The 19701-nt window shown below is 69.1% G+C and carries 18 protein-coding genes; 4 read left to right on the forward strand and 14 right to left on the reverse strand.

What is annotated here, in order from left to right:
- Positions 1-8 precede the first annotated feature (8 nt).
- From ureC to ACFJI2_RS14745, 4 genes are read right to left on the reverse strand one after another with little or no spacing between them, the layout of a single operon-like run.
- Positions 9-1709, reverse strand: coding sequence for an urease subunit alpha (gene ureC, locus ACFJI2_RS14730; protein WP_377705691.1), 1701 nt, complete (start codon positions 1707-1709; stop codon positions 9-11).
- A gap of 3 nt (positions 1710-1712) precedes the next feature.
- Positions 1713-2039, reverse strand: coding sequence for an urease subunit beta (locus tag ACFJI2_RS14735; protein ID WP_377705692.1), 327 nt, complete (start codon positions 2037-2039; stop codon positions 1713-1715).
- A gap of 18 nt (positions 2040-2057) precedes the next feature.
- Complete coding sequence (locus ACFJI2_RS14740; RefSeq protein WP_377705693.1) at positions 2058-2360, reverse strand: urease subunit gamma; 303 nt, start codon at positions 2358-2360, stop codon at positions 2058-2060.
- 8 nt (positions 2361-2368) lie between these two features.
- On the reverse strand, positions 2369-3292 hold the full coding sequence (locus ACFJI2_RS14745; protein ID WP_377705694.1) for an urease accessory protein UreD: 924 nt from the start codon (positions 3290-3292) through the stop codon (positions 2369-2371).
- Positions 3293-3528: 236 nt separating this feature from the next.
- On the opposite strand from ACFJI2_RS14745, the gene ACFJI2_RS14750 reads away from it, so the two are divergent.
- The 3 genes from ACFJI2_RS14750 (at position 3529) to ACFJI2_RS14760 (ending at position 7811) form a co-directional block, all read left to right on the forward strand.
- Complete coding sequence (locus ACFJI2_RS14750; RefSeq protein WP_377705695.1) at positions 3529-4905, forward strand: cation:proton antiporter; 1377 nt, start codon at positions 3529-3531, stop codon at positions 4903-4905.
- A 91-nt stretch (positions 4906-4996) separates the two neighbouring features.
- Positions 4997-6610, forward strand: a complete 1614-nt coding sequence (locus ACFJI2_RS14755; RefSeq protein ID WP_377705696.1) for a hypothetical protein — start codon at positions 4997-4999, stop codon at positions 6608-6610.
- A gap of 112 nt (positions 6611-6722) precedes the next feature.
- Positions 6723-7811: a hypothetical protein gene (locus ACFJI2_RS14760; RefSeq protein ID WP_377705697.1), complete on the forward strand. Its 1089-nt coding sequence runs from the start codon at positions 6723-6725 to the stop codon at positions 7809-7811.
- On the opposite strand, the gene ACFJI2_RS14765 is transcribed toward ACFJI2_RS14760, so the two are convergent.
- From ACFJI2_RS14765 to ACFJI2_RS14800, 8 genes are all read right to left on the reverse strand, one after another.
- A complete protein-coding gene (locus tag ACFJI2_RS14765) occupies positions 7808-8032 on the reverse strand; it encodes a hypothetical protein (protein WP_377705699.1) in 225 nt (74 codons plus the stop codon). The genes ACFJI2_RS14760 and ACFJI2_RS14765 overlap by 4 nt on opposite strands.
- A gap of 3 nt (positions 8033-8035) precedes the next feature.
- A complete protein-coding gene (locus ACFJI2_RS14770) occupies positions 8036-9796 on the reverse strand; it encodes a DUF885 domain-containing protein (protein ID WP_377705701.1) in 1761 nt (586 codons plus the stop codon).
- Between the two features lie 8 nt (positions 9797-9804).
- Positions 9805-12030, reverse strand: coding sequence for an EAL domain-containing protein (locus ACFJI2_RS14775; protein WP_377705702.1), 2226 nt, complete (start codon positions 12028-12030; stop codon positions 9805-9807).
- A gap of 94 nt (positions 12031-12124) precedes the next feature.
- Positions 12125-14341: a PAS domain-containing sensor histidine kinase gene (locus ACFJI2_RS14780; RefSeq protein WP_377705703.1), complete on the reverse strand. Its 2217-nt coding sequence runs from the start codon at positions 14339-14341 to the stop codon at positions 12125-12127.
- 79 nt (positions 14342-14420) lie between these two features.
- Positions 14421-14795, reverse strand: coding sequence for a response regulator transcription factor (locus ACFJI2_RS14785; RefSeq protein WP_377705704.1), 375 nt, complete (start codon positions 14793-14795; stop codon positions 14421-14423).
- Positions 14796-14908: 113 nt separating this feature from the next.
- Positions 14909-15514 (reverse strand): response regulator transcription factor, encoded by a 606-nt coding sequence (locus tag ACFJI2_RS14790; protein WP_377705705.1) that lies wholly within the window; start codon positions 15512-15514, stop codon positions 14909-14911.
- Positions 15511-16791, reverse strand: coding sequence for a sensor histidine kinase (locus ACFJI2_RS14795; protein WP_377705706.1), 1281 nt, complete (start codon positions 16789-16791; stop codon positions 15511-15513). Before ACFJI2_RS14795 ends, ACFJI2_RS14790 begins: the two co-directional genes overlap by 4 nt.
- A 99-nt stretch (positions 16792-16890) precedes the next feature.
- Entirely contained in the window at positions 16891-17844 is a 954-nt protein-coding gene (locus ACFJI2_RS14800; RefSeq protein ID WP_377705707.1) for an NAD(P)/FAD-dependent oxidoreductase, read from the reverse strand.
- Positions 17845-17946: 102 nt separating this feature from the next.
- On the opposite strand from ACFJI2_RS14800, the gene ACFJI2_RS14805 reads away from it, so the two are divergent.
- Positions 17947-18372 (forward strand): Rrf2 family transcriptional regulator, encoded by a 426-nt coding sequence (locus ACFJI2_RS14805; RefSeq protein WP_377705708.1) that lies wholly within the window; start codon positions 17947-17949, stop codon positions 18370-18372.
- On the opposite strand, the gene ACFJI2_RS14810 is transcribed toward ACFJI2_RS14805, so the two are convergent.
- Positions 18369-19199 (reverse strand): ferritin-like domain-containing protein, encoded by an 831-nt coding sequence (locus ACFJI2_RS14810; protein WP_377705709.1) that lies wholly within the window; start codon positions 19197-19199, stop codon positions 18369-18371. The genes ACFJI2_RS14805 and ACFJI2_RS14810 overlap by 4 nt on opposite strands.
- Before the next feature lie 71 nt (positions 19200-19270).
- Complete coding sequence (locus ACFJI2_RS14815; protein WP_377705710.1) at positions 19271-19696, reverse strand: DUF2061 domain-containing protein; 426 nt, start codon at positions 19694-19696, stop codon at positions 19271-19273.
- Positions 19697-19701: the final 5 nt, after the last annotated feature.

Consider the following 19701-nt stretch of genomic DNA (forward strand, 5'->3'; position numbering starts at 1 on the left):
GGACCTCGTCAGAACAGGAAATAGCGCTGCGCCATCGGCAGCACGGCGGCCGCTTCGCAGACCAGCAACTGGCCGTCGGCGCGCACTTCATAGGTTTCGGGATCGACTTCCATGTGCGGCGTGGCGCCGTTGTGGACCATGTCGCTCTTGCGCAGCGCGCGCATGTCTTTCACCGCGATGGTCTGCTTCTGCAGCCGCAGCTGGCCGCCGATGCCGGCGTCGAACGCGGCCTGCGACACAAAAGTGAAGGACTTGCGCAGCCCTCCGCCGTAGGCGCCGAACATCATGCGGTAGTGCACCGGCTGCGGCGTGGGGATGGAGGCATTGGGGTCGCCCATCTGCGCGGCGGCGATCATGCCTCCCTTCAGGATCATCGACGGCTTGACGCCGAAGAAGGCCGGCTTCCACAGCACGATGTCGGCGATCTTGCCCACTTCCAGCGAGCCGACCACGTGCGAGATGCCGTGCGTGATGGCGGGATTGATGGTGTACTTGGCGATGTAGCGCCTGGCGCGGAAGTTGTCGTGCCGCGCGCTGTCCTCGGCCAGCGCGCCGCGCTGTACCTTCATCTTGTGCGCGGTCTGCCAGGTGCGCATGATGACCTCGCCCACGCGGCCCATGGCCTGCGAGTCGGACGACATCATGGAGATGGCGCCGATGTCGTGCAGGATGTCCTCGGCGGCGATGGTCTCGCGCCGGATGCGCGATTCGGCGAAGGCCACGTCCTCGGCGATGGCGGGGTCGAGGTGGTGGCACACCATCAGCATGTCCAGGTGCTCGTCCAGCGTGTTGACGGTGTAGGGCCGCGTCGGGTTGGTGGAGGACGGCAGCACATTGCCCTGCCCCACCGCCGCGATGATGTCGGGCGCATGCCCGCCGCCCGCGCCCTCGGTGTGGAAGGTGTGGATGGTGCGGTCCTTGAACGCGGCCAGCGTGTGCTCCAGGAAGCCGCCCTCGTTCAGCGTGTCGCTGTGGATGGCCACCTGCACGTCGAAACGGTCGGCCACGGTCAGGCAGTTGTCGATGGCGGCCGGGGTGCTGCCCCAGTCTTCGTGCAGCTTGAGCCCGATGGCGCCGGCGCGGATCTGCTCTTCCAGCGGCAACGGCTGGCTGACGTTGCCCTTGCCGAGGAAACCCAGGTTCATGGGGAAGGCGTCGGCCGCGCTCAGCATGGCGTGCAAGTGCCACGGGCCGGGCGTGCAGGTGGTGGCTGCGGTGCCGACCGCCGGGCCGGTGCCGCCGCCCAGCATGGTGGTCACGCCGCTCATCAGCGCTTCCTCGATCTGCTGCGGGCAGATGAAGTGGATGTGCGAATCGATGCCGCCGGCGGTGACGATCAGCCCTTCGCCGGCAATGATCTCGGTGGCCGCGCCGATGGCCATGGTGACGCCGGGCTGGATGTCGGGATTGCCAGCCTTGCCGATGGCGGCGATCAGGCCGTTCTTCAGGCCGATGTCGGCCTTCACGATGCCCCAATGGTCGAGGATGACGGCATTGGTGATGACGGTGTCCATCACGTCGGCGTGGGCGCGCTGCGACTGGCCCATGCCGTCGCGGATCACTTTGCCGCCGCCGAATTTCACTTCCTCGCCATGGATGGCGTAATCGTGTTCGATCTCGATAAACAGTTCGGTGTCGGCCAGGCGGATGCGGTCCCCGGTGGTGGGGCCGTACATCTCGGCATAGGCGGCGCGCGGGATGGTGGCCATGGCTCAGTCTTTCGGCAGCGTGTCGGACAGCTTGCCGTTGACGGCGCCGTTAAAGCCATGCACCACGCGGTCGCCGCCCAGCTTCACCAGTTCGACGGTGCGGGCCTGGCCAGGCTCGAAGCGCACGGCGGTGCCGGCGGCGATGTTCAGGCGCATGCCGTAGGCTTTCCAGCGCTCGAACGACAGCGCCGGGTTGACTTCGAAAAAGTGGAAATGCGAACCGACCTGGATGGGACGGTCGCCGCGGTTGGCGACGACGACGGTGACGGTTTCGCGGCCTTGGTTAAGGCCGATCTCGCCTTCTTCGAGCATGAATTCACCAGGGATCATGATGTGCTCCTTCGGGGATCAGGGTATGGGGTGGTGTACGGTGACGAGCTTGGAGCCGTCGGGGAATGTGGCTTCGACCTGGATGTCCGGGATCATCTCGGGCACGCCCTCCATCACGTCGGCGCGCGTGAGGATGTGCGCGCCGTCCGACATGAGTTCGGCCACGCTGCGGCCGTCGCGCGCGCCTTCCATGATGGCGGCGCTGATCAGCGCCACCGCTTCCGGATAATTCAGTTTCAGGCCGCGCGCGCGGCGGCGCTCGGCCAGCAGGGCGGCGGTGAAGATCAGCAGCTTGTCTTTTTCGCGTGGGGTCAGGTCCATGGTCAGTCCTAGGTGCGCCAGCTGCGCGGATCGAACGGTGCGCGGCCCAGCAGGTGCGGCCGCAAGGTGCGCCAGGCGGCCAGCATGATTTCTCGGGCAGCCTCGCTGTCGTCGCCGAGATGGCGCACGACCAGCAGGCCTTTCAGTTGGGTGGCGCCGAACATGCCTGAGGCATCGGCGGCTGCGGCGGCAGCGCCGTCGCTGCGGATCTGCGCCAGCACGGCGGCCGGCAGCGCGGCGCCCACCGCGAGCAGGGTGGCGCACACGCTGCGGCCATCCATGCCGAGCGGGCTGGCGATGCCGTGCGGCGTCAGGGCGCCCTGGTCCCACCACAGCAGGCGGCCGCCATGGCGAATGCGGGTACGCTGCACCACGCGGCCGCTGCGGAAGCTCTCGCCGGACGCGCGCCGGCCCATGCACAGGATTTCGCAGCCGATGTAGCTGGCGCCCGCCTCCAGCGTGATGTCCTGCTCCAGCTCCACGTGGGCGTCGTCGAAGAAGATGGTTTCCTGCGGCAGCCATTCGATGGCGGCGCCGGCGCCGGCGTGCAGGCGCACGGTCTGGCGCGACACCTTGCCGTTGGCCTTGTACCACTTGGCCGCGCCGGGCGTGGTGAGGAAGGCGCGCGCGCCCTCGCCCACCGTGGCGCTCAGCGCCAGCTGGTCGCCGCCCACCACGCCGCCGGGCGGGTGGACGATAATGGCGTGGCACACCGCGCCGCCTTCCGGATAGAGCGGCTTTTGCACGCGCAGCGGGCCGCTGTGGCGGCGCTCGACCAGGCGCGTGGTGCCGCCGTCGTCCACAAAACCGAGCGCCAGGCTGGCATGCCAGGCCGGATGCGCGCGCACGGCGCCCTCCCCGGCCGGCATGGCGGCGGGGAACGGGCTGGTAGCGCTATATATTGGGCGTGCGCTGGCGGCGGTATCGGGCATGCAGTGGCTTCGTCTCGTCATGTGCTGAACATGCATTGAGCAAGTAGCGTGCCAGCACAGGTGTGAGATTTGGCCAAACGATCTCGCGCGAGCCGCACCAAGTCGGCTCAAATGCACCAAGTTGGCGCATTGCGTCACGCGGCTTCTGCGGCGGTAGCGTTAGCAGCCGGGGCTGGCGCGCGCCTCCCCGGCAACGCCGCGCCGTTGCAGCAAGGCACAGCGTATATTGCATAAGCATGAGTACCACTCTCTGGTTCATCCTCATCGGCTGCCTGATGCTTGCGCGCGGGCTGGCCGCCACCACGCTGGCCAAGCTGCCGGTAACGTCGGCCATCGTCTATCTGGGCGTGGGGCTGGCGCTGGGGCCGGCCTTCATCGGCGTGTTCGCCGTCGATCCTTATGCCGAGGCAGGCATCCTGGAAGTGCTGACGGAACTGGCGGTGCTGATCTCGCTGTTTTCCGCCGGCGTGAAAATGCCGGTGCCGTTTTCTCTGGCGCGCTGGGCGCCGTCGCTGCGGCTGGCGTGGCTGTCGATGAGCATTTCGGTCGGCCTGATGACGGCCTTCGGCACGCTGGTGCTGGGCCTGCCGCTCGGCGCGGCGGTGCTGCTGGGCGCCATCCTCGCGCCCACCGACCCGGTGCTGGCCACCGACGTGCAGGTGCGTCACGCGGGCGACCGCGACCAGCTGCGCTTCGCCCTCACCTGCGAAGCGGGCATGAACGACGGCAGCGCCTTCCCTTTCGTGATGCTGGGACTGGGCCTGCTCGGCCTGCACGAGCTGGGCGAGTTCGGCTGGCGCTGGGCCTTGCTTGACGTGGCGTGGGGCACGGCTGGCGCGGTGGCCATCGGCATCGCGGGCGGCGCGGCGCTGGCCCGGCTGGGCTGGGCGCTGCGCGGCCAGGACCCGAAGCACGAAGTGCTGGACGACCTGGTGGGGCTGGGCCTGATCGCGGTGGTCTACGGCGTCAGCGTGTGGCTGCACGCCTGGGGATTCCTGGCCGTGTTCTTCGCCGGCGTGGCGCTGCGCCAGACCGAACTGGTGCTGGCGGGCGTGCCCAAGGACAGGCACGGCCTGCTGAAGGCCCCCGTCACCGCGCACGCGGCAAGCCACAGCGCGGCAGGCCACGGCGCGCCAGCCGGGACAGGGTCGGCGGCGCCCGCGCCCGCGCCGTCCCCGCAGCCGGAAGCCGGTGCGCCGCAGCCAGCGGAGGCGCCGCTGACCGTCAGCGGCGAATCGCTGATCTTCAAGGAGCACCTGGAGCGCCTGTCCGAACTGACGCTGGTGCTGCTGCTGGGCGGCGCGGTGACGGCGCAAGCCTGGGACTGGCGCGCCTGGAGCACGGCGCTGTTCCTGTTCGCGCTGGCGCGCCCGCTGAGCGTCTACCTGGGGCTGGCGCGCTCCACGGTGCGCGGGCGGGTGCGCGGCATCAGCGCGTGGTTCGGCGTGCGCGGCATCGGCTCCGTGTATTACCTGATGTACGCCATCAACCACGGCCTGCCCCAGCCCCTGGCGCGTGACCTGATCGACATCACGCTGGTGGTCATCATGCTGTCCATCGCCGTGCACGGCATCAGCGTCAAGCCGCTGTTCGACCGCTTCTGGCGCGACTAGCAGCAGCGTTGCCATGTTTCCATCGTTGACGTCGTTGACGTCGTTGCCAACATGATATTATCTGCTGGTTAACTTTTTTCGGCGAAATCCCATGCGGCGACTACATTTTCTGCTCCTTTTGCTGGCCCCGGCCGCGCACGCGGCCGAGGTTGATGTCCAACTAAAGCTGCTGTCCGCCGATACGCTGGAAGTGAGCTACGCCTTGCCTGCGGCATGCAACAGCGTGGCATTCCTGAAAAACGGCGAGGCCGGACTCAACACGCGCGCCAGCTGGCAAGCGCAGGACGACTGCGGCGCAGCCGGCGCCGACCAGCTCACCCGCAGCAATGGCGCCTGCTCGACGCTGCGCTTCCGCGTCCCCGCCGCCTCGCGCCAGATGGGCTACCCGGCCGCCTTCCCGCTGGGCCAGGGCATGTACGCGCACATGTCGAACTATGCCGTCGCAGAGACCTGCGGCACGGTCCGGTACAGCCTGGCCGCGCCCGGCATCGCCGTCAATGGCCAGGCCTACGCGGACAAGGTGGACACCCGGCTGGACGGCGACAGCGCCGCCCTGCTGTTCACCGCCTCGCTGCCGCCCAGCACCGAACCGCCCAATTTCTTCGACCCGCGCTTGCCTGCCGTCACGGTCGCCACCATCCAGGCGGTAGCCGACGGCACCGTGCGCTACCTGCGCAGCGAGCTGCCGGACGCCAGCTTCAGGCGCCCGCTGGTGGCCGCGGTGGCGGCCTCGGCGCCTGGCGGCACCAACGTCGGCGGCGACGCCAGCGACGTGCTGCGCCTGGCGCTGTACAACTGGCCACGCCAGCCGTCCGCTGCCGATCAGGCCAAGGCCACGCTGCTGGTGGCCCACGAATTCAGCCACCGCTTCCAGTTGCGCGACGCGGTCGACAATTATCCCGACGGGCGCCTGATCCACGAAGGCGGCGGCGAATTCCTGCGCTGGATGACGTCTATCCACTACGGCTGGCTCACGCCCGCGCAAGCCGCCGAGGAACTGGACGACGCGCTGGCCAACTGCATCCTGTACAGCGAACCGAACAGCTGGCGCGCGCTGACACCGCGCCAGATCGGCGGCAACCGCCTGGAATACAGGTGCGGCCTGCCCGCCTACGTCTACGCGCTGGCGGCGCGCCAGGGCAAGGGCAGCGCCATGTCCCGCATCAACGGCTTCTACCGCGCTTTCCAGCACGGCGGGCAGCCGGACTTCGCCCGCGCCCTGGAGTGCGGCGACGCGCCTGCATGCCAGCCGCGCTGGCTGCCGCAATTGCTGGGCGCGGACGGTCCGATGGAAAACCAGTGGACCCGGTTGCTGGAAGGCAGCGGCCTGGCCGCGCCGCAGCCGCCCACGCAATCCATGCGCAACGCCATGGTGCTGCGCGCCGTCGTCAAACTGATGCGCGATGACTGTGGCGGCCGTAGCGGCAGCACCGAAATGCCGGACGGCATCCTGCTGGACGGCATGAAAGCCTGCAAGACCTTCGTGCGGGACGCTTACGTGGCCACGATAGAAGGCCTGCCGGTATTCGGCCATGCCGGCACCGGCGCGGCGATGGCCGCCGCCTGCACCGCGCGCGGCCAGGTCGTGCTGGGCCTGAAGGGCGGCGGCACGCTGGCCGCGCCGTGCCCCGAGCCCTATCGCCTGCGGCCGCATTTCCCGCACGCCGACATCGGCAAGCTACTGGCTGCGCTGCGGAGCGAGTGATCAATTTGCCACAGCAATCCGGCCAATCTGGAAAACAGTTGAGCCATTCGTGGTCGTGCTTGCAGCAAGCGTAGAATATTGAACGCTCTCCTACCGTCCGGGAGTCCCCACTATGATTTCCACCACGAATCAAACTTGGCAAAAACTCGCCTGGTCCGGCTGGCTGTCGCTGCTGCTGCACTGCACCTTCTTCTGGATGGTGGCGGCGGCCAGCTTCTCCGGCTACGTCGGCAAATGGGGCTTGCGCGACAATACCGCGCGCTTCTCGCTCGAAGCCATGCTCGATGCCACCGCCGACCGGCCTTTTGTCTATCGGCAACTACTGCCCCTGATGGCCAACGGCGCCGACCGGCTGGTGCCGGAGCGCATCAAGGCGCAAGTGGCCGAGAAGCTCAATCCCAGCAAGGTCTACGTCAAGACTTACGGCGCGGCCCGGCCGGCGCTCAGCTTCCGCTACGTGGTGGTGTACTACCTGTCCTTCCTGTCGCTGCTGGGCAGCCTGCTGCTGCTGCACCGGATTGCGCTGGACGCCGGCCTGGGCCGCATGGCCGCGCTGTTCGCGCCCACTGTGCTGTCGCTGGCCTTCCCCTACATACAAACCATAGGCGGCTATTTCTATGACACGGCCGAGCTGCTGTTCTTCTGCCTGGCGTATTGGCTGGTGTCGCGCGACCGCATAGCCTGGTTCTTCGCCATCCTGATACCGGCCACGCTGAACAAGGAAACGTTCTTCCTCTTCATCGTCACGCTGCTGCCGCTGCTGCTGGCCAACTACCCGCGCCGGAAAGCACTCGCCATCCTGGCGGCGGCGGTGCTGGTGTCCGGACTGGTGAACGTGGCCGTCAAGATGCAGTTTGCCCACGCCGGCGGCAGCCCGGTCGAGATCCACCTGGCCGACAACCTGGCGGCTTACCTGTCGCCGCACACCTACGGCCAGATGGAGCTGACTTACGGCATCATGGGGCCGCGCCAGGTGTTCGTGCTCACGCTGATCCTGATCGCCACGGTATTTGTGCGCGGCTGGCGCGGCAGTCCGAAAGCAGTGCGCCAGCATATCCTGCTGGCGGCGGCCATCAATCTGCCGCTGTTCGCAGCCTTCGCCGGCGCGGGCGAGCTGCGCAACCTGAGCCTGATGTTTGTCGGCTTCGCGATCTTGATCGGCAAGGCGCTGGAAGCCGAGGCCGCGCCGGCGCGGGATTAGATGCCGTATTCGGCGGCGGCCTTGGCCGCCCACAACGCCTCGTCGCGGCTTGCGTAGGGCTGGTCGTACTCCTCCACCGTGCCGTCGGCGCCGATAAAACAGGTCCACCAGCCGGCCGCATCGCGCCGGATGGCGATGCAGTTCGGCGCCAGCTGCGCCACGGCCTCGCCCTCGCCCAGGGTGACGATGGCAACGCCGCGATGCACGATCCGGCTGGCCACGGCTTACTCGTCCTTGGGGTAAGGGCTCTTGCCGCCGTCCGCAATGAAGGCGTCGATGCGCGCCTGCAGCACCGGCAGCGGCACCGAGCCCAGGTTGAGCACCGTGTCGTGGAAGGCGCGGATGTCGAACTTCGGCCCCAGCGCCGCCTCGGCCTTCCTGCGCGCTTCCAGGATGGCCATCTGTCCCAGGTAGTAGGACAGCGCCTGGCCCGGCCACGAGATATAGCGGTCCACCTCGGTGGCGATTTCATGCTCGGACAACGCCGTGTTCTCGCGCAGATAGGCTTGCGCCTGCTCGCGCGTCCAGCCCTTGGCGTGCACGCCGGTGTCCACCACCAGGCGCGACGCGCGCCAGGCCTGGTAGCTCAGCATGCCGAACATCTCGTACGGCGTTTCGTAGATGCCCATCTCCACGCCCAGCCGCTCGGTGTACAGCGCCCAGCCCTCGCCGTAGGCGGAAATGTAGGCGTTGCGGAAGGCCGGACGGCCCTTCTGCTCCAGCGCGATGGGCATCTGGAAGGCATGGCCGGGCGCCGACTCGTGCAGCGTCAGCGCGGGCAGGCTGTAGAGCGGACGGGCCGGCAGGTTGTAGGTGTTGACCATGTAGACGCCGGGGCCGCCGCGTCCGGACGTGTAATACGGCGCAATGTCCGGCGCCACCGGCGTGATGGCGAAGCGGCTGCGCGGCAGGTAGCCGAAGTAGTTGGCCACCTTGCCGTCGAAGCGCTTGGCCACCCAGGCCGCGCGCATCAGCAGCTCTTCCGGCGTGCGCGCGTAAAAGCGCGGATCGGTGCGCAGGAACTGCAGGAACGCCGGCAGGCCGCCCTGGAAACCCACCTGCTTGATCACGTCCAGCATCTCGGCGCGGATCTTGGCCATTTCGGCCAGGCCGGTCTGGTGGATCTGCTCGGCGCTCAGCGACGTCGTGGTGTACTCGGTGATCTTGGACTGGTAATAGGCTTTGCCGTCCGGCAGGCGCTCGGCGGCCAGCGCTTCGGCGGCGCCCGGCAGGTACTCGGTGCGCAGGAAGGCCAGCAGGCGCTGGTGCGCCGGCACCACGGACTCGCGCAAGGCCTTCAGCGCGGCTGCGCGCAGTTCGGCCTGGCGCGCGGCGGGGATCGCCGCCGGCATTTCCTTGAATGGACGGTAGAAGGCCAGCTCTTCCAGCCGGGTGGCCTCGGCCACGGCGGCCACCGACTTGTCGCGGCCCTGCAGCGTCACGCGCGGCGGCGTGAAGCCGCGCCGCAGGCCGGCGCGCATGTTCGCGGTGGCTTCGGCGAAGTAGCGCGGCATGTCGTTCAGCTGCCGCACGTAGGCCGCGTATTCGGCGTCGGTGCGGAAGCTCTTGTCGGCCTCGCCGGCGATGTTGGACCAGAAGGCCGAATCGGAATTGAGCGGCTTTTCGTATTCGCGGAAGCGCTGGTTCTCGATCAGCGCGGCGATCTGCGCGCGGTACACCGCGTAGTCGATGCGCTGGGCCGGGGCCAGCGCCGCCACGGGTATCGCGTCCAGCTTCGCCAGCACGCGCTGCCAGTAGGCCAGGCGCGCCTGCTGGGTGGCGGCGTCGATGCGCGGCAGGTCGGGCCGGATGCCGTTGACGTCGTCCTCTTCGTCTTCCAGGCGCTGCGCCATGCGCCACTGCCATTCCTCGGTGTACAGCGCCTTGAAGGCGGCGCCCTCGTCGGCGGCGGCGGACAGCGCGGGCAACGCGCTGCCCAGCGAGAACAGCAGGCCGGCGGCCAGCGCGGCGGCGGATTTCTTCATGAAGCTCCTCAATCGGGTAACAAATCCAGCAGGCGCTTCTCGCGCAACAGCGTGGTGTAGGCGCCGGCCGCCAGCGGCCGGCTGAAATAATAGCCCTGCATTTCATCGCAGCCGTGGGCCGCCAGGAATTCGACCTGCTCGCGCGTTTCCACGCCCTCGGCGATGACGCGCATGTTCAGGTTGTGCGCCAGCGAGATCACCGACAAGGCGATGGCGGCGTCGCTGGCCTTGGTGGTCACGTCGTCGACGAAGGACTTGTCGATCTTCAGCACGTCGATCGGGAAGCGCTTCAGGTAGGCCAGCGAGGAGTAGCCGGTGCCGAAATCGTCCAGCGAAATGGCCACGCCGATATCCTTCAGGCGCCCCAGCGCGGCCACTGCCTTGTCCGGGTCGCCCATCACGGTGCCCTCGGTGATCTCCAGGCCCAGCGACGCGGGCGGCACGCCGTGGCGGCGCAGTGCCTGCTCCACGCTGGCCACCGTGCTGTCATGCGCGAACTGGCTGCCGGCCAGGTTGACCGCCACCTTCACCGTGCCCAGGCCGGCCGCCTGCCAGGCGGCGATCTGCGCGCACACCGTGTCCACCACCCACACGCCGATGGCGGCGATCAGGCCGTATTCCTCGGCCAGCGGGATGAAGCGGTTGGGCGGCACATGGCCGAGCACCGGATTGTGCCAGCGCAGCAGCGCCTCGGCGCCCAGCATGGAACCGGTGCGCAAGCACATCTGCGGCTGGTAGTGCACCTCGAATTCGCCGCGCGCGATGGCGCCGCGCAGCTGCGCCTGGATGGCCAGCTTGGCGCGGATGTCGGCGTCCATGCGCTCGGTGAAGAAGGCGTAGTTGTCGCGCCCGACCTCCTTGGCGCGGTACAGCGCGGTGTCGGCGTTGCGCAGCAGTTCGTCCAGCGTGCTGCCGTCGGCCGGGCACACCGCGATGCCGATGCTGGTGGTCAGCGCCACGTGCTGGCTGGCGCCGGCCTCGCCGCCCATGGTCAGGCCGTCGCGCAGCCCGGCCAGGATGGCTTGCGCGGTCGCCATGGTGGCGCTGAGATGGCTGTCGTCCGGCAGGATGATCTGGAATTCGTCGCCGCCCTGGCGCGACACGGTGGCGCCTTCCGGCACGCAGCCGCGCAGGAAGCGCGCCACCGCCTGCAAGGCCTGGTCGCCCACCGGCGCGCCGTAGGAATCGTTGACGCTCTTGAAGCGGTCCAGGTCCAGGCACATCACCGCCACGAACTGGCCGTTGCGCTGCGCCGCGGCCTGCGCCTCGTCGAAGCACTGGCGCGCCAGCAGGCGGTTGGGCAGCCCGGTCAGCGCGTCGTGGTAGGACAGGAAATCGATCATGTGCTGCTCGGCCTTGCGCTCGGTGATGTCCATGAACACCACGATGTAGTTCTCCACCGCGCCGTCGGCGCCGGTGACGGTGGACACGCTGAGCAGGCCGGGGAAAGTGGCGCCGTTCTTGCGCCGCGCCAGCATCTCGCCGGACCAGTGGCCGTGGCCGGCCAGCGCCGCCATCATGTCCTGGTAGGCGCTGGTGTTGTGCTGCACGGTCTGCAGCGTGCTGACGTGGCGCCCCGTCATCTCGCCGCTGTCGTAGCCGGAAATGGCGGTGAACGCCGGATTGGTGGCGACGATGACGCCACTGGCGTCGGCAATGACGATGGCGTCCTGGGTGGCGGCAAACACGCGCGCGGCCAGGCGCAGGGTTTCCTCGTTGGCGCGGCGGCGCTCCACTTCGCGTTCCAGCGAGGCGGCCAGTTCGGCCAGTTCGGCGGTGCGCTCGCGCACGCGCTGCTCCAGGTGGGCGCGTTCGGTGGCCAGCGCCAGCTGGGCGCGGCCCAGGCGCACCTGGGCGTCGGTGCGCGCCAGGATTTCCTCGGCCTGGAAAGGCTTGGCGATGAAGTCCGCCCCGCCCAGCGCGAAGCCGCGCACCTTGTCGTCGGTGTCGTGCTGGGCCGACAGGAAGATCACCGGCACGTGGGCCGTGGCCGGCGCGGCCTTCAGGCGGCGGCACACCTCGAAACCGTCGATGCCGGGCATGCGCACGTCGAGCAGGATCAGCTCGGGCGGGCGCGATTGCACCGTCCACAGCGCCAGCTCGCCGTTGGGCGCCTGGCGCACGTAGTAGCCAGCCTCCGTCAACAGGTCGCTGAGCAGCTTGAGCGACGCCGGCGTGTCCTCCACGATCAGCACTTCGCCCTTACTGCCTTGTTCCGACAAATCCCGATGCATCGCCTGGCGTCCTCTCCTGGTTCTAATTCCCTCGCCACCCTACCATAGAATGGGCGCGCGCCCAAGGCCCCGCGCCGGGGCCGCCGCCCATGGCCTAGCCACCCTGGTGCTGGTGCTCCTGCGCCGGCGCCAGCATGGCGCACAGCTGAGGATATTGATACAGCGACAGCATGCGTTCGATGGCCGCCGCCGTGCCGGCGCAGGCCGGCGGCAGCGCCGCCAGCAGCCGCGCCGCGCGCGCCAGGTTCAGCTCCTGCACGGCCGCGCGCAAGCCGGCCGCACTGCCCGGCGGCAACGCGGCCAGCGCCTCGGCCGTCAATGGCGGCGGCGTGCCGCCGGCCGCGCAGGGCAGTTCCCCGCCCGGCGCCGGCGCGGCCTCGCCAGCCGGCCCGGCGCCGGGGTTGATACCGGCCGCCACGCCGGCCGGCACGGCAAAGCGGAACTCGGCCCCGGCGCCCGGCGCCGACTGCACCGTCAGCGCGCCGCCCATCATCTGCACGAATTCGCGCGAGATCGCCAGCCCCAGGCCGGTGCCCTCGGCCACGCCGTCCTGCCCGGCCTGCACGAAGGGTTCGAAAATGCGCTCCTGGTCGGCCGCCGCGATGCCCGGCCCGGTATCGCAGACGGCAAACGCCAGCTGCCAGCGGCCCGCGCCGCCGGCCGCGCCCTCCTCCCAGCCAGCCTGCGCCTGCAGCGTGACACGCCCGGCGCGCGTGAACTTCACCGCGTTCGACATCAGGTTCAGCAGCACCTGGCGCAGCTTGGTGCCGTCCAGCTGCGCGCGCAGCGGCAGCTGCCGCGTGTCCAGCCGCAGCGACACGCCCGGCACGGCGCGCATGCTGACCATGTCCATCACTTCCTGCAGCATCTCGGCCAGCAGCACCGGCTCGCTTTGCAGCGCGACGCGCCCGGCCTCGATCTTGGACAGTTCGAGGATGTCGTTGATCAGCGTGAGCAGGTGCTGGCCGGAGCGGTGGATGATGCCCAGGTTGCGCTTGTCCTCCGCCTGCATGCCGGGCGAGTCGGCCATCAGGCGCGAAAAGCCGATCACCGCGTTGAGCGGCGTGCGCAACTCGTGGCTCATATTGGCCAGGAACACGCTCTTGGCCTGGCTGGCCGCCTGCGCCTGCGCCACCGCCACCTGCAGCGCGCAGGTGCGCTCGGCCACCAGCTCCTCCAGGTGGTGGCGGTGCTGGCGCAGCTCCTGCTGCGCCGCCTTGTGCGCGCTGATGTCGTAGTTCACGCCCACCATGCGCACCGGGCGCCCGGCCCCGTCGCGGAACAGCATCGAGTCGGCCTGGAGGTGGCGCACCGAACCGTCGGCCCAGACAATGCGGAAGGCACGGTCGAACTGGCCGTTGCCGTCCAGCGTGCGCTGCAGCGCCGCCTCGGTGCGCGCCTTGTCTTCCGGGTGCAGCGCGTCGCGCCACAGCTGCAGGCGGTCCGCCACGGCGGCGCGCGGCACGCCGAACAGGCGGTACATCTGCTCGTCCCAGCGTACCGTGCCGCTGGCGATGTCCCAGTCCCAGATGCCGATGCCGGCCGCGCGGGTGGCGATCTGCAGGCGCTGCTCGCTGGCGTGCATGGCCTGGTAGCGGCTCTCGAGCAGCGCGATCATTTCGCGCAGCGAGGCCTGCAGGGTTTTCAGTTCGCCGAACAGCCAGGCGCGCGGCGCCGGCGCGGCCGGGTTCAGGCCGGCCTGCACGTCGGCCGCAAAGCGCCCGATGGCCTGCACCGGCTTGAGCATCATGTGCCACAGCACGAAGTACAGTCCGGCCACCAGCGCCAGGTCCAGCACCAGTATCATGCCGGCGATGGCATAGCTGCGCCTGCGCAGTTCGTCCAGCAGCGCGGCCGGCGAGGCGTACAGCGTGATGGCACCGATCTCCTGCCCGGCGGCCCGCATGGCGCGCCGTTCCTGCAGCAGCTGCGCGTCCTGCGGCGCGGCGCCGGCGCGGTGCAGGCGGCCGTCCTCGCCGCGCACCAGGATGTAGGGACGCACGCCGACCGGCGCGACCGTGCTGGCGTGCAGGCCCCGGTTGCTCAAGCCGCTTTTCATGATGGTGATGATTTGCGCTTCATCGTAGTTCCACACCGGCAGCGCCGCCGCCGCGGCCAGTTCGTCGGCGCTGGCGGCCAGGTCGCTGCGCAGCTGCGCCCAGCGCTGCGCTTTCTCGCTCTGGTAGAAATAGGCGGCGAAGGCGGCCAGCACCAGCGTCACCACCGCCGTCACTGCCACGCTGACCAGCAGCGCGATCGAGATTTCGCCCCTGGCGTGCAGCCCGGCCGCGCGGGGCGCCGGCGCGTGCATCAGCGTTCTTCCCAGTCGCCGTCGGCGCTGAGGCGGGTGGTGATCGTGAGCTGCTTCATGGGTGCCCCTGGTGGTTTTCTTAATGGTGGCTGGCCGCCTGCTGCAAGGCCGCCAGCAGGTCCTGCGAAGCGAAGGGCTTGCGCAGGTAGGCCAGGCAGCCCAGCCGCTGGGCCGCCGCCTCCATGCCGCCGTCCATCTGGCTGGTGACGAACACGATGGGCGGCGCGCTGCCGGCGCCGACCAGCATTTGCTGCAATTCGATGCCGGACAGCCCGCCCAGGTCGATGTCGAGGATCAGGCAGCTGATATCGCTGCGGTCGTCGCGCTGCAGATACAGCTCGGCCGAGGCGTACAGCTGGGCCATATAGCCTGCCGCACGCAGCAAGCGGCCCAGGGCCTTGAGCATGCCCGGGTCGTTTTCCACGACAGCCACAACGAGTTTTGCTGTTTCCATGACGCCAATCCCAAGGGTGCAAGCACCGATAGTCATGACTGTAGGGAGATTTCGCACGGCTGTAACGTGTCCTTTGGTACAAGTACGCGGCCGGCAAGCCGGCACGCCGGCGCTCAACCGTCGGCCAGTCCCAGGCGGTTCGCCATCTGCACCAGTTCGGCCAGCGAGCCGGCGCCCAGCTTTTCCATCAGGCTGTGGCGGTGCGCCTTGACGGTGCGCTCGGTGTTGCCCAGCTCGAAGGCGATCTGCTTGTTCAGCATGCCCTGCACCACCAGCACGAACACTTCGCGCTCGCGCGCCGTGAGCGTGGCGGCGCGCTTGCGCAGCTCGCTGAGCTGGTTCTGGTGCGCCGCAGCCGCCGCGTAGCGCTCCATGGCGCGGCCGATGGCGTCCAGCAGCTGCTCCTTGCCGATCGGCTTGGGCAGGAAGTCTTCGGCGCCGGCCTTGATGGCGCGCACACTCATGGCAATGTCGCCGCTGCCGGTCAAAAACACTATCGGCAGGATGCTGTTGCGCGCGCGCAAATGGTCCTGCAGCTGCAGGCCGGTCAGGCCGGGCATGTCCACGTCCAGCAGGATGCAGCCGGCCTCGTCGCCGGTTTCGGCGCGCACGAAGGCGTCGCCCGATTCATATACATTGACCCGGTAGCCGCACGCGCCCAGCAGGCGCGAGAGCGCGGTGCGCAGCGGTTCGTCGTCGTCGATGATGTGGATCTTCATGCCGCCTCCCCCGCCGAACGGTGCAGGGGCAAGGCAAAGGCCACCGTGGCCCCGCCGCCAGGATTGTTCTCGGCCCAGATGCGGCCGCCGTGCGCCTGCACGATGGCCGCCGCGATCGACAGGCCCAGGCCCATGCCGTGCGGCTTGGTGGTGAAGAAGGACTCGAACAGGCGCTCCTGGTTGGCGCCTAAGCCGCAGCCGCGGTCGCTCACCCGCAGCTCGGCCATGGCGTCGTCGCGCCGGCGCGTGCACAGCGTGATCTGGCGCGGCCTGGCGGCGGCGCCATCGCTGCCGATGGCCTGCGGCGCGGCGCCCATGGCGTCCATGCCGTTGAGCACCAGGTTGATCAGGATTTGCTGCAGCTGCACCGGGTCGGCCGCCACCATCAGCGGCGCCGGCGCCGGCTCGGTGCGCAGCTGCACGCGCCGCGTGCGCGCTTCGCTGCCGAGCAGCGCCGCCACCTGGTCCATGGCTTCGTTCAGGTCCAGGCGCTGTGCCACCGGGTCGGACTTCCTCAGCAGTTCGCGCATCCGCTGGATCAGCTCGCTGGCGCGGCGGTCGTCGCGCTTGATGTCGCCCAGGATTTCCTCCACGTCGGCCAGCGCGGGCGGGGTCATCTGCATGAACAGCTCGGCCGCCTCGGCATTGCTCATGATGGCCGCCAGCGGCTGGTTCAGCTCGTGCACCAGCGCGGCGCAGTACACCGAGGCGCTGGCGTTGCGGTTCATGTGCGCGATCTCGGCCAGGCGCTGGCGCGATTCGCGCTGCAGCTGCTCGTTCTGCGCGGCCAATTGCCGCTGCAGGCGGCGGATTTTCAGGTGCGCCATCACGCGCGCGTTCACTTCCTCGAACTGGAAGGGCTTGGAGATGAAGTCCACGCCGCCCACCTGGAAGCCGCGCAGCTTGTCGTCGGTGTCGCTGTGGGCGGACAGGAAGATCACCGGCACGTCGTCCAGGCCCGGCATGGTCTTCAGGCGGCTGCACACTTCGTAACCGTCGATGCCGGGCATGCGGATATCGAGCAGCACCAGCTCGGGCGCCTGGGCCTGCGCGCTCCACAGCGCCAGTTCGCCGTTGGGCGCCTCGCGCACGCGGTAGCCGGCGTCGGTGAGCAGCTTGGACAGCAGTTGCAGCGAGGCCGGCGTGTCTTCCACCACCAGGATGTCGCCGCGCACCTGTTCCGCCTGGGCGTGCTCCGGCACCCGGCCGGCCTGCGCGTGCGCAAGCTCCCCTCGCGCCTCATCCCTGGCTTGTTCCCGCCGCCCTGCTGCTTCCATTCCCGCTCCTGTGTAGGCCCATCCGTCGCCGGCGCCACACGGCGCCCCGCAGACGATATCGGCCACGCCAGTATATTGCAAGCAAGTGTGGCCGCCGCGCTACAAAGAGCCCATCATCAGCGAATAATGCGCCGACACGCCGGCCAGCACGCCGGCGGCGGCGGCCAGCGTGCCGTTGTGGCGCGCCGTGGCCGCGTCGCCCGCCGCGAACACGCCGGACACGCTGGTCTGGTGGCCCGCGTCGACCTGGATGTGCGGCCCGGTCGCGCCCGCCTCGAAGGCGCAGCCCAGCTGTTCGGCCAGCGGCGCGGCCATGCTGGTGGCCGGAGCGGTGAACACGGCGCGCAGCGGCAGCACGCGGCCGTCCGCCAGCCGCACCGCGTCCAGCTCGGGCGCGCGGCCCAGCAGCTCCACCACCGGCACCCGCTCGATGCGCGCGCCGCGCGCCTGCAGTTGCACGGTTTCCTCAGGGCTGGGCTCGTACTGGCCTTGCGTGAAATACGTGGTGTCGCCCCAGTCCGGCAGCAGCATGCCCTGGTGGGCCGACTGCGGAAACGCGGCCAGCACGCCCAGCGCGCCGCCGCTGACCTCGTAGCCATGGCAGTAGGGGCAATGCAGCACCGTCCTGCCCCAGCGTTCGGCCAGGCCGGGGATGGGCGGCAGCGTGTCCTTCACGCCGGTGGCCAGCACCAGCCTGGCCGCGCGCGCCTTCGCCTGCTGCCCGGGACCGGTCGCCAGTGCCGCGTCCCCGCCCTTGCCCGCGCCGGCTGCCCATTGCACCAGGAAGCCATCGCCGTCCCTGGCGGCCGATTGCGCCGTCCCGACCGCGTACGCAAAGGCCGGATAGGCCCGCAACTGCCGCAGCGCCTGCGCATTGATGTCGGCCGGCGCCATGCCGTCCAGCGCCAGGAAGCCATGCACTGCCGGCGACCAGCGGTTGCGCGGCAGCCCGGCATCGATCAGCAGCACCCTGCGCCGCGCCCGCACCAGCTGCATCGCCGCCGACAAGCCTGCAAAACTTCCGCCCACCACGATGACGTCGTACTGCTCCATGCTGCCCTCCGTTTACGTATCATTAAAAGTTACATGATAGCAGCAAAGCCAGATGACGTAACTTTTCTTGTTACACGAGTTCGGAACGGCTAAGATGGGCGCATGAGACAAGACAGCCGCCTATCCCGCATGCTCCACGTACTGATCCACATGGAGCGCCGTGGCGAACCCGCCACGTCGGAAGACATCGCCCAGATGCTGGGCACCAACCCGGTGGTTGTACGCCGTACCATGGCGGGGCTGCGCAATGAAGGCTACGTCACGTCGGGCAAAGGCCATGGCGGCGGCTGGGCGCTGGCGCGCCCGCTGAAGGACATCACCTTGCTGGACGTGCACCGCGCGCTCGGCAATCCTTCCGTTTTCGCCATGGGCGTGGAACAGGACCATCCCAGCTGCCTGGTGGAACAGGCGGTGAACGCCGCGCTGGCGGACGCCATGCGCCAAGCGGAACAGATACTGCTGGACCGGCTGGGCAGCGTATCCCTGGCCGACCTGGCCAAGGATGTTGACCGCCGCTTTTGCGGCTAGGCGTCCGCCAGGCCCGGCGTGGCCGGCATGCCGAGCGTGCCCAATTCGGCCTCGGTGAAACCGGCCTGGCGGCGCGCCTCGAAATTGAACGGGCCTTTCAGCACCGGGGCGCGATAGCGCGCCGCCAGTTCGTCATAGGTGGCGCGCGGCTCCAGGCCGCGCAGTTCGCACAAATGGCGATACCAGCGGTTGCCGATTTCCACATGGCCGATCTCGTCGCGCAGGATGATGTCCAGGATGGCCGCCGCTTCCATATCGCCGGCCTGCGCGATCTTGGCGCGCAGCGGCGGAATCGCGTCCAGCCCGCGCGCTTCCAGCGTGCGCGGCACCAGCGCCATGCGCGCCGTAACGTCTTCGCGGGTGCGCTCCACCATCTCCCACAGGCTGTCGTGGGCAGTGAAATCGCCGTAGGCGTAGCCCAGCGTCTGCAGGTGCGCGGACAGCATGGAAAAGTGGTAAGCCTCTTCCCTGGCCACGCGCAGCCAGTCCGTGTAGTACCCGGGCGGCATGCCGGGGAAGCGCCACAGCGCATCCAGCGCCAGGTTGACCGCGTTGAATTCGATGTGCGACAGCGCATGCACCAGCATCGCCCTGCCCTCCAGCGTGGCCATCGAGCGGCGCCCGACCAGGCGCGGCGGCACCAGTTCCGGCCGCGCCGGGCGGCCGGGGATGGCGCCTGACGGCTGCAAACCGGCGGCCGGGTCCAGCGCCAGGGCGCCATCGGCCCAGGCTTGCGCCATGGCGGCAACGGCCAGCGCCTTGGCGGCGGGATCGATTTCGAGCAGGCATTGCAGCGCGTGCGCGCGCAGCTCTTGTGGGTACGGCATGGGGCAACCTACGGCGAAGAAAAGGACGCAGTGTACCAAACCGCCGCGCCCGCCGGCTCTTGCCGCCCGCCTCAGGCGGCAGCAGCGGCCGCCACAGCGCCTTGCGCGGCCAGGCGCAGCTCCAGCTTGTCCCACAGGCGGTCGTGGTACGGCAAGGCGATCACGTTCAGGATGGGTTCCAGCACAGCGGCCAGACCGCCCACCGCCATCGAACCCGTGGCCCACCACAGCATCAGGAACGCCACGGCTGCGTGCATCAGGGTCTGGCTGATTTTTTCGCCGGCCAGCGCCGCGTAGCGGGCACGGGCTTCCACGGCGCGGGCGCGCAGCCGGTGCCAGGCGCGCTCGTGGAATGGCAGCAGCAAGACATTCACCACCGGTTCCAGCACCGCAGCCAGCCCGCCGAAGACGACGGAGCCCGTCATCACATACATCAAGCTGAATGCGATGCCCGTGTGGGCGGCTACCTGGCTGACTTTTTTCGCTGCGGTGACCATCGGAG

The sequence above is a fragment of the Pseudoduganella sp. UC29_71 genome (genome assembly GCF_042693265.1).
Classification (GTDB): Bacteria; Pseudomonadota; Gammaproteobacteria; order Burkholderiales; family Burkholderiaceae_D; genus Rugamonas.